Raw genomic sequence first — 11,771 nt, 5'->3', positions numbered from 1 at the left:
GACGCTATCGTGCGTCCGGCCCGCGTGCAAGGCCGTCACCGGACATCCAGAAAGCCGCAAGCCAGCTACAGACTGTCAAGGTAGAGCGTCAGCAGTTCTTGCGGGTCTGCCCCGCCAAGAGCCGCGATCTCTTGGCGCTTGGTGCGGGTGAAATTGTCGATCAGCCGCAACGGGAACAAGCGCGGCATCAGCTTGGATGCTGCGAAGCGCGTGATCGCTGCGTCCCAATTGGCCGGGATCTGCGGTAGTGTTTGGGCATAGGCATTTCCGGTGAGCGGGGCAGGCGGGGCGATGCCGTCGGCCAGGCCAAGTTCCATCCCGCCAAGGATAGCGGCAAGCGCAAGGTATGGGTTCGCGTCGCCCCCCGGCACACGGTGTTCCAGCCGCCGCGCGGCAGGCGGACCATTGGGCACCCGAACCGATGCCGTGCGGTTTTCATACGCCCAGCCCACGCCCGTGGGCGCGTGCGCCTCTGGCACCAGTCGGTCGTAGCTGCCCGCATGGGGGGCAAACACAAGCGTGGCATCGGCCATTGTCGCCAGCACGCCGCCGATGGCATGGCGCAAAAGTTCGGACCCTTCGCGCATGCCATTGTCGAACACATTGCGCCCGTCACGGTCCAACAGCGACGCATGAACGTGCAACCCGCTGCCGGATGCATCGGAATAGGGCTTGGCCATGAAACTTGCCGCCAGCCCGTGCGCGCGCGCCAACCTGCGCACCAACAGCTTGAACAGCCATGTATCATCGGCCATGCGCAGCGGGTCGGGGCCGTGGTCAAGATTGATCTCGAACTGGCCCGGCCCTGCTTCTGACGTGGCGGTATCGGCGCGAATTCCCAGCGCCTCGCACCCGTCATAGAGCGCGTCGAAAAAGCCGTTGAACGTATCGAGCACCTGCATCGACAGCGTGGCGGCACCTGTGCTGCGCCGCCCCGTCGTGGGGTTTGCGGGCGGTTGGAAGGGGCCCGCGCTATCGTCGATAAGGTAGAATTCCAGCTCTGTCGCGGTGACGGCGGTCAGCCCGCGTGCGGCAAGCCGGTCCACCACCGCCGCCAAGGCGTGCCGCCCGTCACCCGCAAAGGGTGTCCCGTCCTCTAGGTGCATAGCCATGGGCAGCATCGCGGCCTCCGGCCCGATCCATGGCATGGGCAACAGCCCGCGCGGGGTTGGCCGCAAAAAGCCGTCGGCGTCGCCGCTGTCGAACAACAGGGGGCTGTCGGCAATGTCATTGCCGCGAATATCCAGATTGAGCGCGGAAAGCGGCATTTTGGCTTGCCCCGCCAGCAGCTTGGGCAAGGCCGTAGCAGGCATCCGCTTGGCGCGGGCCACCCCGTTCAGGTCGGGAATGACCACGCGGATCTGGCGCAGTGTGTCCGGATCCACCATGCTGTCAGCGAATGTATTGCGGACGGAAGCGGAAGCGCGCGCGGCGCGTCTGTGGCAAATGCCGGTTCAACCGTCGCCCGACCAGCCCGTAGCCCGCAACGATGACCAAGGTCAGCGCCACGAAATACCCTGCCACAAGCGGGTAGGCCACGAACGGGTTGAAGGTCTGATCCACGAAATAGCGGGCGTAGTAAAACGCCTCTCCGACCTGTTGGCGGGCGGGAAAGGCGGACAGGAATACCAGTGTTGTCGAATGGGTCAGAAAGATCGCTTCATTCGTGTAGCTGGGCCATGACAGCCGCAGCATATTGGGAAAGATCACGCGGCGAAATTTGGTCCAGCCGCGCATACCATAAGCGTCCGCCGCTTCCAGATCGCCCTTCGGGATGGATTGCAACGCGCCGTAAAACAGTTCCGCCGAATAGGCGGTGGTGTTCAGCACCAGCACCAGAACGCCCCCCACCTGCGCCGTGGTCAGAGCCGAAGTGTCGACCGTCAGCGTGATAAAACCCAAGGGAATATCTATGCCGTTGCGGGGGAGCAGCACAAAAGCGGCGTAAAAGAAGAAGAACTGGATAAACAAGGGTGAGCCGCGAAACACGAAGATGAAGATCGCGGCGGCGCGTGACACCCATGCCTTTTCGCTGAACCGGGCCATGGCCACCGCCACGGCCAGACCAAAGCCGATGGCAATGGCAAGAGCGGCGAAATAGACGTTCCAGATCAGGCCCGACCCGATCAGGAAGACCTGATCGCAAAAGGCAATGTCCAGCCCGCGTGGCAACAGCCGTTCACCAAACTCGCGCCCAAGCGCGCGGAAAGCATACGCCTCAAAGCTCTCCCAACAGGTTCTCATGCGCCCGCCTTTCGCAGGCGTTCACCCGCGGCGGTGGCCTGACCATGCGACAGGCGGCGGCCCAGCCATGCAAAGACCCGCTCAGACACCCATGTCAGGAACAGGTAAAACACCAGCAGCGCCAGAAAATACCACATGCGCCAATCGGGATGCGGATAACTGAAAAGCGAAGTTTTCTGCCCGCCCAATTCGCGCGCCCAATAGACGATGTCTTGCAGCCCCAGCAGGAACAGAAGCGGCGTCGCCTTGATCAGGATTTGCCAGATATTCGACAGGCCCGGCAGCGCATAAACCCACATCTGCGGCAGCACCACGCGGCGAAAGGCTTGCCTGCGCGTCATGCCATAAGCTTCGGCGGTTTCGACCTGGGCGCGTGGCACGGCTTGCATTGCGCCGTGCAGCGTGTTGGCCACAAATGCGCCGAAGACCAGCGCGAAAGCCAGCACCGCCATGCCGAAGGAATAGGTGGTATACAGCCATTGCGGCGAGCCGTTGGGCGGAATCTTGGCTTCGGGGCAGACCAGAAAATCGGTGCCCTGACGGATCGGTTCGGACCAGTCGGGGCAGCGGACCTGATGCAGCATCCATTCCAGCCCTTGCCCCAGCGCGATGGGCACGAACAGGAAGAACACGATATCGGGCACACCGCGCACGATATTGACGTAGATTTTGCCGAACCCCTGAAGCGGCCACAGGCGCGACCGCAGCGCGAGTGCGCCCAGCATCCCCATGCCAAGCGCCGCCGGTGCGGTGACGGCCAGAAGAACCATCACCAGCACGAACGCCCCGTAAAAGTTCAGATGGGTCGCAGATGTCAGGTAGCAGGCGAACCAGTTGAAGCCGTCAAGGGTAGAGGGGTCTGAGCAAAAGCCGAACATGCGCGCGGGCGGTGGCGCGGGGCCAAGGGTTGGCCCCGCACGCGTGCCTTACTCGAACAGCGGCGTTTCGTCGCCGAACCACTTGGTGATCATGGTGTTGAGAGAGCCATCGGCCTTCATTTCCCCAATCACCCCGTCCAGCGTGGCGCGCAATTCGTCGTCGCTCTGGCGGGTTCCGACGCCGATACCATCGCCCAGCAGAACGTCATCCCCAAGGAAAACCAGTTCGCCGCCAGAGTCGCCGACATAGGGTTCCAGAAACGCTTTGTCGGCCAACACCGCGTCGACCTCGCCATTGCGCAGGGCGGCGATGGTTTCGTCCGGGGTGGGGAATTCCAGCAAGTCGGCCTCGGATTCGGCAATGAACCCTGCTTGGATCGTGTTGGATTGCGCGGCGACAACGCCGGTCATGGTCATTTCTGGATCAGCCCCCGCCAGCCCGATAAAGGCCGAGGGTTCGGGCTGAAGGTAATTCTGGCTGAAAGAGATCACTTCCTGGCGGGCCTCGGTGATGCTCATGCCAGCCATGATGGTATCGTAATTGCCCGACACCAGATTGGGGATGATTGTGTCCCAGTCATTGATGACCCATTCGCAGGTCAGGCCCGCACGCTCGCAAATCGCGTCGCCCAGTTCACGCTCGAACCCGTCAAGCTCGCCTGTCGCATCGTTGATGAAGTTATACGGAGGGTAGGCCCCTTCCGACCCCATGCGCACCACGTCTTGGGCCAGTGCCGTGCCAGTGCCGAAGGCGGTCAGGGCAAGGCCGAGGATCAGTTTTTTCATGTCATTACTCCCGTTGGGTTATGGTTGGTTGGGTTGGCTGTGGCTGAGAAACTGTTTCAGCCGCGCCGATTGCGGATTGCCGAACAAGGCGTCGGGCGGCCCCTCTTCCTCTATCCGGCCATCGTGCAGAAACACCACATGGTTGGACACATCAGCGGCCAGACGCATGTCATGGGTGACGATCAGCATGGTGCGACCTTCTTGCGCGAGCGCTTGGATCACGCGCACCACTTCCTGTTCCAGTTCTGGGTCCAGCGCCGAGGTCGGTTCATCAAACAAAAGGGCGCGCGGTTCCATGCACAAGGCGCGGGCGATTGCCGCGCGTTGTTGCTGCCCGCCCGACATTTGCGCCGGGTAGACATCGGCCTTGTCACCAATGCCGACCTTGTCGAGGATGGCACGGGCGCGGGGTTCAACCTCTGCCAGGTTTTGCTTCAACACATGCAACGGCGCTTCCATGACGTTTTGCAACACGCTCAGATGGGACCACAGGTTGAAGCTTTGGAACACCATCGACAGGTTTGTGCGGATGCGCGTGACCTGCGCACGGTCTGCGGGCTGGCGGGCTGCTCCCGCCCCGCGCCAGTGCACGGGTTCACCTTCGAACAGAATGTCGCCTTGCTGGCTGTCTTCCAGAAGGTTGCAACAGCGCAGAAGCGTCGACTTGCCGGATCCCGACGACCCGATCAGCGAAATCACATCGCCCTTTTGCGCAGCAAGGCTTACGCCCTTTAGCACCTCCAGCGGCCCATAGGCCTTATGCAGATCGCGAATTTCGATAACGGGCGTGTCGGGCATATGACCTTGCTGGTTTGAACCTGCCCGCCATTTCTGCCTAAAAATACAGCAATGGCAAGGGTGCTTTCGCCCCTTGCCTCAAGCTGACGCAGGGTCGCGCCGATTTGCCTAGTTGTTGCGCAACGCGGGCCAGTTGGCATCGGCCCGTGTGATGAAGCCGGGAATGTCGCGCTCCCAGCGGCGCTGTATACGGCGGTTGGCATTCAGGTAAAGCTTGCCATCGACAATCGCCCACGCGTCCGGGTCTATCGGTGCCAGATAGCCTTCGGCCACCGCCCAAGCGCAATTCGCGCCATATTGCGGGGCATAGCGCGCGGGGTCCGCGACAAAGGCCGCGCGGTTGGCGGCACTTGCAAAATGCCATACCTGTCCGTCCCAGTCGGTCGCGTGGGCGGGATCGCCCCGGCGCGGTGCGCCTTCGGTGAAGTAGGCGACCGGGTCATGCCCGTCGAGCGCCGGTGCCGCCTGTGCCATCAGTTGCGCGCCGGGAAGGGCCAGCATCATCCCTGCCAACACTGCACGTCGTGAGATCATCATATCCTCCATTGTGACTGCCCTACCTTACGCAGCCGATGCCCCAAGCGTAACATCACCCTCGCGTGAATGGCTTGCGACAGACCCTTTGCGGCTGTAGGTGTCGGGCCAAACAGATCAGGAGCAAATGCCATGGCGTCGTATCAATATGTCTACCACATGGATGGCGTGTCCAAGACCTATCCCGGTGGCAAGAAGTGTTTTGAAAACATCCGCCTGTCCTTTCTGCCCGGCGTGAAAATCGGCGTGGTCGGCGTGAACGGCGCGGGCAAATCGACGCTTCTGCGCATCATGTCCGGCGCTGACAAGGATTTCACCGGCGAAGCTTGGGCCGCCAAGGGCGCGCGTGTTGGCTACCTGCCGCAGGAACCGCATCTGGACCCCGATCTCGACGTGCGCGGTAATGTCATGCTGGGCGTGGCGGAAAAGCAGGGCAAGCTCGACCGCTATAATGAGCTGGCCATGAACTATTCCGATGAGACCGCCGATGAAATGGCCGCGCTGCAAGACCAGATCGACGCGGAAAATCTGTGGGATCTGGACAGCCAGGTCGATGTCGCGCTGGAAGCGCTGCGCTGCCCGCCCGACAGCGCCGATGTCGAAACCCTGTCTGGGGGTGAACGCCGCCGCGTGGCGCTGTGCAAGCTGCTGCTGGAAGCGCCCGACATGCTGCTGCTGGACGAACCCACCAACCACCTGGACGCTGAAACGGTCGCGTGGCTGCAACAGCACCTGATCGACTACAAGGGCACGATCCTGATCGTCACGCATGACCGCTACTTCCTCGATGACATCACCGGCTGGATTCTGGAACTCGACCGCGGGCGTGGCATTCCTTACGAGGGCAATTATTCGGCGTGGCTGGAACAAAAGGCCAAACGCTTGGCCCAAGAAGCGCGCGAGGATAAATCGCGCCAGAAGTCGCTGGAGCGCGAATTGGAATGGATCAGGGCCGGGGCCAAGGCACGTCAGACCAAATCCAAGGCGCGTATTTCCGCCTATGAGGAAAAAGCCGGCCAGTCCGAGCGCGAGAAGGTTGGCCGCGCGCAGATCATCATCCCCAACGGCCCTCGCTTGGGCGGCAAGGTCATCGACGTGACCGACCTGCGCAAAGGGTTCGAGGATAAGCTGCTGATCGAAAACCTGTCCTTCGCGCTGCCGCCCGGCGGCATCGTGGGTGTGATCGGGCCGAACGGGGCGGGGAAATCGACGCTGTTCCGCATGCTGACAGGGCAGGAACAGCCCGACGCAGGCACGGTCGAATTCGGCGACACTGTGCAGCTATCCTACGTGGACCAGTCGCGCGACGCGTTGGATGGCAACAAGACTGTGTGGGAAGAAATTTCGGACGGGTTGGACATTATCCAACTGGGCGACGCAGAGGTGAACAGCCGCGCCTATTGCTCTGCCTTCAACTTCAAGGGCGGCGACCAGCAAAAGAAAGTCGGCCTGCTGTCAGGCGGCGAGCGCAACCGCGTGCATATGGCGAAACTGTTGCGGGCGGGCGGGAATGTCCTGCTTCTCGACGAGCCGACCAACGATCTGGACGTGGAAACGCTGCAAGCGCTGGAAGCGGCGCTGGAAGATTTCGCAGGCTGCGCGGTCATCATTTCGCACGACCGCTTCTTCCTTGACCGGCTGTGCACGCATATACTGGCCTTTGAGGGCGAGGCGCATGTCGAATGGTTTGAGGGTAACTTCGCGGCCTATGAGGAAGACAAGAAGCGCCGTCTGGGGCCGGACGCGCTGGAGCCGAAGCGGGTGAAGTATAAGAAGTTTACGAGGTAGACGGCAAAAGCGCGTAGCTTACCTAGCTTGGAGAATGGTTTGGACTATCAACGCGGACTTTTTCGGTTGTGGATAGTATCGACCTGCATTTGGGTGGCGCTATCGAGCATTTATACCTACGAGGAGTTGATAGCGCTTAATCGAGCTCGTGTAGGTCAATTCGAGGACTTAGTGCCTGCAACTAAAACACTAGAGCTAAACCAATGGGCCGAAGTAGCTTCGATTGCTTTCGGCCCGCCACTTGGGGCGCTTTTGGTAGCTTTTGTGATAAAATGGATCATCAATGGTTTCAGACACTACGAATAGTACGAGAACTGTGCGATACTTGACCGTCCGCACATTTGTACATACATATGATCAACTTCGATTGGGACCACGGCAACAGTGCCAAATGTGAGAAGCACGGTCTGACGCGCGTCCAGATTGAAGCCATGTTCCGCGCAGGGCTCCATGTTGCCCCTGACCCGGAACATTCCTCCATCGCCGAACAGCGTTTCGTCGCAATCGGCATGACACCCGAGGGCCGCCCGGCCTTCATAGCTTTTTGCTGGCGAGACGGTAAAATCCGTCCCATCAGCGCCCGATACATGCACGCCCGAGAGGTGGTCCGCTATGCCGAAACCTTCCCCGAAATCCGTTCCCGTCCTGACCACTGACGCGCAGGCGGAGGGTTTTCTCGACCAAGACCTCTCCACTCTCGATTTCGCGCAATTCAAACCCATGCGGTTTGAAACCCTGCCCAAATCGGCTCGCCTGACGATGCGCTTGCCCGAACCCCTTATCGCGGCGCTGAAAGCCCGCGCCAAAGAGCGCGGCATTCCCTATCAGCGCTTGATCCGCGAGGCGTTGGAACAAGCCCTTAACTAACCCCACCTTGCACCCGCCCCCGCAATCGGCGACAAGCCCCTGAACCACTCAACGGGGCCAGACCATGCGACAGCCTCCGGCATTGATCCGGGCTTATCTGGCGTTTTCGCGCCTGTCCGCGCCGATCTGGCACGCGGCGCTGAAGTGGCGTGCGAAGAAGGGCAAGGAAGACCCCGCCCGCCTGTCCGAGCGGTGGGGCCACCCGGCGCAACCCCGCCCCGAGGGGGAACTTCTGTGGCTCCACGGCGTCAGCGTGGGCGAGGTGACGGTGCTGTTGACGCTGCTAGAGCGACTGTCGCAAACCCGCCCGCAGACGCATTTTCTGCTGACCTCGATCACCCGCGCCGCCGCCGATGCCATGGCCAAGCGCCAGTTGCCCGCCCGCGTCATCCACCATTACGCGCCCGCCGATTATCCCGGTGCCGTGGCGCGATTCCTCGACCATTGGCGCCCGGACGCGTTCGTGCTGTCAGAAATGGACCTTTGGCCCCGTCTGCTGGCGGAAACCCATAAGCGCGGCATCCCCATGGCCATCGTCAACGCCCATGTCACCCCCCGCCGCCTGCGCAACCGCAAACGCGCGGCCAAGGCAAACGGCTGGCTGATGGACCTGTTTGGCGAAATCCATGTGCAGGATGACCGTTCTGCCGCGTTATTCGCCCAGATTGGCGCGCCGATGGGCAAGATGCAGGTCACGGGGCTGTTGAAAGCGGCCTCGACCCCGCCGCCGGACCATCCACAGGCGCGTGCGGAAATCGCCGCGCAGATTGGCGACCGTCCGCGCTGGCTGGCTGCGTCCACCCGGACAGAGGAAGAGGCGCAGGTCATGCAGGTGCACGCCCAAGCGCTGGCGCATTGCCCCGACCTGTTGATGATTATCGCGCCGCGCCAGTTGAAGGATGCCGACCGCACAGAGGCCGATGCGCGTGCGGTGTTCGACCCCGCGCGCATTGCCCGCCGGTCCAAGGGGCAGCCCATCACCGCGCAAACGCAGGTCTATATCGCCGACAGCATGGGCGAGATGGGGGTCTGGCTGCGGCTGGTGCCGGTGGCCTATCCGGGCCAGTCACTGCCGCTGGACGGGCGCGTCATGACCGGCAAAAACCCGTTCGAGGCGGTGGCCCTTGGCGTTCTTGTCGTGCATGGGCCGCATGTTGCCAATTTCCGCGCGGCCTATGACCTGCTCGCTGAACAGGGCGCGGCGCTGCGGGTGAGCGATGCCAAAGCCATGACGGATGCTGTCATTGCCGCCCAGGACCCAGCTTGCCGCGCACCCTATCTGGCAGGCGCGGCACAGGTGCAAGCGCAGGTCATGGCCCCGCTGGAGCGCGCAGAGCAAATGATTTGCAAGATGTTGCCCACGGATCGATGCACCTGAAATACCGGTTTTCCCCGCGCTAAAGGCGGGGTAATGACGGGGCGTAGCAATGGAAAGGTCTGGGACATGGACAAGCTTCGGGTTTATATCGGCTGGGATTCGCGCGAGGATATCGCCTATCAGGTGGCCAAGCAGTCGCTGGAAAAGCACGCCACGATCCCGGTAGAGGTGATCCCGATCAAGCTGGATGATCTGGTGGATCAGGGCTTGTACACGCGTGACATCGACCCATTGGCCTCAACCGAGTTCACCTATTCGCGCTTTCTGGTGCCGCATCTGGCCGGCTATGAGGGCTGGGCAATTTTCGTGGATTGCGATTTCCTGTTCTTCGGCGATGTCGCGGAGTTGCAGCAGTACATGGACCCGGCCAAAGCGGTGATGGTCGTGCAGCATGACTATACGCCCAAGGAAACCACCAAGATGGACGGCGTGCCGCAATCGGCGTATCCGCGCAAGAATTGGTCGTCTTTCATGCTGATGAATTGTGGCCATCCGAGCACGCAGCAACTGACACCGGAATTGGTGAACCGTGAAACCGGTGCTTATCTGCACCGGCTGCAATGGGCGCAGGATGACGAGATCGGCGCGCTGCCCACGGGCTGGAACTGGCTGGAAGGCTGGTATGACAAGCCTGCCGAGGGTTTCCCGCAAGCCGTGCACCACACCCGTGGCGGGCCATGGTTCAAGGAATGGCAGAACGTAGACTATGCCGCCGAATGGCTGGCAGAGGCTGCGGAATACGAGGCTAAGGCCTAAAGAGTAGTGCCTTTGACCTTGCCCCGATGGCCCCGCTGGGGCCACGGGGTTTCTTGTTTTGTGGACATTGCAAAAGATGATCGCTCACCGCCCTGAAATCGACGGCTTGCGCGCGATTGCGATTGTGCCGGTTGTTCTGTTTCACTCTGGTTTCACCTTGTTTCAGGGCGGTTTCGTCGGGGTTGACGTATTTTTCGTCATTTCGGGATACCTGATCACATCTATCATCCTGCGTGATCTGGCGCTTGAACGGTTCTCTTTCGGGCAGTTCTTCGAACGCCGTGCGCGGCGCATTCTTCCCGCGCTGTTCTTCGTCATGGCGGTTTGCGTGCCAGTCGCACATGCCTTGTTGTTGCCGAGTGCGTTCGAGGAATTCGCAGAAACCGCCGCTGCGGTCGCGTTGTTTCTGTCGAATATCCTTTTCATCGACAGGCTCGACTATTTCGCGCCGTCGGCAGAATTAAACCCTTTGCTGCATACTTGGTCGCTTGCGGTAGAAGAGCAGTTCTACATCCTGTTCCCGCCGGTGCTGTTTCTGGCATGGCGTTTTGGTGGGCGGCGCGGAGCATTCTGGACCAGCGTCTTCCTGCTGCTTGGCAGTTTTGCGCTAAGCGAATTCGCGTGGCGCGTAAAACCTGCACAGACCTTCTTCTTCTTTCCGACCCGCGCGTGGGAATTGCTGGCGGGGGTGCTATGCGCTTTCGCATTGAGCGATGACGGCATGCGCGCGGCACTTGCCCGTCTGGGACGCATCCTGCGCGAGGGGTTGGCCGCGTTTGGATTGGCTGCAATCCTGCTCTCAGTGTTCGCCTATGACAAATCCGTGCCATTCCCATCCTATGCAACGCTATTGCCGGTATTTGGAGTGGTGGTCGTTATCCTTTTTGGCGGAACGGACACGCTGACCGGGCGTATACTGGCATGGCGCGGTTTCGTCGGTATCGGGCTTGTCAGCTTTAGCGCCTATTTGTGGCATCAGCCGTTATTCGCTTTTGTCGGCATCTGGAACGGAACTGAACCGGGGCCGTCGGTCATGCTCGCCCTGTGCGTGCTGACCTTTGCACTGGCAGTTGGCACTTGGTGGTTTGTCGAGCGTCCGTTTCGGTTGGGCATGCGGGCACAAGGTCCATGGCTGCCGCGGCGCGCACAAGTCTTCGCGGCCTCGGCTGCGGGTAGCGCTGCCTTTGTGCTGGTCGGCATTTGGGGATTGCAAACCGAAGGGCGTGCCGAAATCTGGCTAGCCCGCGCAACAGAAATTGAGCGCCAGACCTATTCTGTGCTTAAACAAGCTGACCAGATCGATCGCCGCTCTGACAACGGAGCTTGCCGCTTCAACGTGGATGCATTGGACGAGGGCGTTGAACAGCGTTTGCGCGGTTGCCGCGATCTGCACGGGCCGGGCATAGCGGTGATCGGTGATAGTCATGCCATTGATCTGGCTGAAGCGCTTTTGCGGTCCTCGGATGCACCATTTCTATTCGGGTTAACGCGGGGCGGTTGCCGCCCCGACGCCCCGGACGCGGAGTGTAGCTATACTTCTTCTACTCCAAAACCCGAAAGTTCTCGTGTGTTATGACGCGGAAGTTATCTGACACCTTGTCGCGGAATTTCTTCCATTCCTGCGGGATGGTCTCACGCATGAATGCAAGGATGGCGTCGGCGAATTGCTTCTGACTTCGGTAGTAGCGATTGTGGGTGACATAATGGTGCAAGACCGCCCAAAGACGTTCAATTGGATTGAG

12 protein-coding genes and 1 pseudogene are annotated in these 11,771 nt (G+C 60.9%); 6 read left to right on the top strand and 7 right to left on the bottom strand.

All coding sequences use genetic code 11. The features are described 5' to 3' along the window. Positions 1-65: 65 nt before the first annotated feature. The 6 genes from ROE7235_RS14095 to ROE7235_RS14070 form a co-directional block, all read right to left on the bottom strand. Positions 66-1,388, bottom strand: a complete 1,323-nt coding sequence (locus tag ROE7235_RS14095; RefSeq protein WP_121096147.1) for a glutamine synthetase family protein — start codon at positions 1,386-1,388, stop codon at positions 66-68. 4 nt (positions 1,389-1,392) lie between these two features. Next, on the bottom strand, positions 1,393-2,244 hold the full coding sequence (locus tag ROE7235_RS14090) for an ABC transporter permease (protein WP_121096146.1): 852 nt from the start codon (positions 2,242-2,244) through the stop codon (positions 1,393-1,395). Further along, positions 2,241-3,122: an ABC transporter permease gene (locus ROE7235_RS14085; RefSeq protein WP_121096145.1), complete on the bottom strand. Its 882-nt coding sequence runs from the start codon at positions 3,120-3,122 to the stop codon at positions 2,241-2,243. The genes ROE7235_RS14090 and ROE7235_RS14085 overlap by 4 nt, the downstream gene beginning before the upstream one ends. Positions 3,123-3,170: 48 nt before the next feature. Then, the gene (locus tag ROE7235_RS14080) at positions 3,171-3,908 is read right to left on the bottom strand and encodes a transporter substrate-binding domain-containing protein (RefSeq protein ID WP_121096144.1); all 738 of its coding nucleotides are present in this window, start codon (positions 3,906-3,908) and stop codon (positions 3,171-3,173) included. Positions 3,909-3,926: 18 nt separating this feature from the next. Next, positions 3,927-4,706, bottom strand: coding sequence for an ABC transporter ATP-binding protein (locus tag ROE7235_RS14075; RefSeq protein WP_121096143.1), 780 nt, complete (start codon positions 4,704-4,706; stop codon positions 3,927-3,929). A 108-nt stretch (positions 4,707-4,814) separates the two neighbouring features. Further along, a complete protein-coding gene (locus tag ROE7235_RS14070) occupies positions 4,815-5,243 on the bottom strand; it encodes a YHS domain-containing (seleno)protein (RefSeq protein ID WP_121096165.1) in 429 nt (142 codons plus the stop codon). 129 nt (positions 5,244-5,372) lie between these two features. On the opposite strand from ROE7235_RS14070, the gene ettA reads away from it, so the two are divergent. The 6 genes from ettA (at position 5,373) to ROE7235_RS14040 (ending at position 11,605) form a co-directional block, all read left to right on the top strand. Further along, complete coding sequence (gene ettA, locus ROE7235_RS14065; RefSeq protein ID WP_121096142.1) at positions 5,373-7,028, top strand: energy-dependent translational throttle protein EttA; 1,656 nt, start codon at positions 5,373-5,375, stop codon at positions 7,026-7,028. Positions 7,029-7,381: 353 nt separating this feature from the next. Then, positions 7,382-7,684: a BrnT family toxin gene (locus ROE7235_RS14060; protein ID WP_121096141.1), complete on the top strand. Its 303-nt coding sequence runs from the start codon at positions 7,382-7,384 to the stop codon at positions 7,682-7,684. After that, a complete protein-coding gene (locus ROE7235_RS14055) occupies positions 7,641-7,895 on the top strand; it encodes a CopG family antitoxin (RefSeq protein ID WP_121096140.1) in 255 nt (84 codons plus the stop codon). The genes ROE7235_RS14060 and ROE7235_RS14055 overlap by 44 nt, the downstream gene beginning before the upstream one ends. A 64-nt stretch (positions 7,896-7,959) precedes the next feature. Beyond that, positions 7,960-9,273 carry a 3-deoxy-D-manno-octulosonic acid transferase gene (locus tag ROE7235_RS14050; RefSeq protein WP_121096139.1) on the top strand — a complete coding sequence of 438 codons (1,314 nt, stop codon included), beginning with the start codon at positions 7,960-7,962 and terminating at the stop codon, positions 9,271-9,273. A gap of 66 nt (positions 9,274-9,339) precedes the next feature. Further along, positions 9,340-10,029 (top strand): glycosyltransferase, encoded by a 690-nt coding sequence (locus ROE7235_RS14045; RefSeq protein WP_121096164.1) that lies wholly within the window; start codon positions 9,340-9,342, stop codon positions 10,027-10,029. Between the two features lie 76 nt (positions 10,030-10,105). Next, positions 10,106-11,605: an acyltransferase family protein gene (locus ROE7235_RS14040; protein WP_121096138.1), complete on the top strand. Its 1,500-nt coding sequence runs from the start codon at positions 10,106-10,108 to the stop codon at positions 11,603-11,605. Here the strand turns inward: ROE7235_RS14040 and ROE7235_RS14035 are convergent. After that, positions 11,571-11,771, bottom strand: a pseudogene (locus ROE7235_RS14035) (IS630 family transposase); the annotation flags it as partial. The gene ROE7235_RS14040 and the pseudogene ROE7235_RS14035 overlap by 35 nt on opposite strands.

It is taken from the genome of Roseinatronobacter ekhonensis (assembly GCF_900499075.1).
Taxonomy (GTDB): Bacteria; Pseudomonadota; Alphaproteobacteria; order Rhodobacterales; family Rhodobacteraceae; genus Roseinatronobacter; species Roseinatronobacter ekhonensis.
The sequence above is the reverse complement of the archived record's forward strand: the minus strand, read 5'-3'. Positions and strand labels throughout refer to the sequence as shown.

What these genes read in the sequence shown, in the direction of transcription:
- ROE7235_RS14085 (WP_121096145.1), bottom strand. Translation starts at nt 3,122, where the DNA reads ATGTTCGGCTTTTGCTCAGACCCCTCTACCCTTGACGGCTTCAACTGG.
- ROE7235_RS14060 (WP_121096141.1), top strand. Translation starts at nt 7,382, where the DNA reads ATGATCAACTTCGATTGGGACCACGGCAACAGTGCCAAATGTGAGAAG.
- ROE7235_RS14075 (WP_121096143.1), bottom strand. Translation starts at nt 4,706, where the DNA reads ATGCCCGACACGCCCGTTATCGAAATTCGCGATCTGCATAAGGCCTAT.
- ROE7235_RS14080 (WP_121096144.1), bottom strand. Translation starts at nt 3,908, where the DNA reads ATGAAAAAACTGATCCTCGGCCTTGCCCTGACCGCCTTCGGCACTGGC.
- ROE7235_RS14090 (WP_121096146.1), bottom strand. Translation starts at nt 2,244, where the DNA reads ATGAGAACCTGTTGGGAGAGCTTTGAGGCGTATGCTTTCCGCGCGCTT.
- ROE7235_RS14050 (WP_121096139.1), top strand. Translation starts at nt 7,960, where the DNA reads ATGCGACAGCCTCCGGCATTGATCCGGGCTTATCTGGCGTTTTCGCGC.
- ettA (WP_121096142.1), top strand. Translation starts at nt 5,373, where the DNA reads ATGGCGTCGTATCAATATGTCTACCACATGGATGGCGTGTCCAAGACC.
- ROE7235_RS14055 (WP_121096140.1), top strand. Translation starts at nt 7,641, where the DNA reads ATGCCGAAACCTTCCCCGAAATCCGTTCCCGTCCTGACCACTGACGCG.
- ROE7235_RS14070 (WP_121096165.1), bottom strand. Translation starts at nt 5,243, where the DNA reads ATGATGATCTCACGACGTGCAGTGTTGGCAGGGATGATGCTGGCCCTT.
- ROE7235_RS14045 (WP_121096164.1), top strand. Translation starts at nt 9,340, where the DNA reads ATGGACAAGCTTCGGGTTTATATCGGCTGGGATTCGCGCGAGGATATC.
- ROE7235_RS14040 (WP_121096138.1), top strand. Translation starts at nt 10,106, where the DNA reads ATGATCGCTCACCGCCCTGAAATCGACGGCTTGCGCGCGATTGCGATT.
- ROE7235_RS14095 (WP_121096147.1), bottom strand. Translation starts at nt 1,388, where the DNA reads ATGGTGGATCCGGACACACTGCGCCAGATCCGCGTGGTCATTCCCGAC.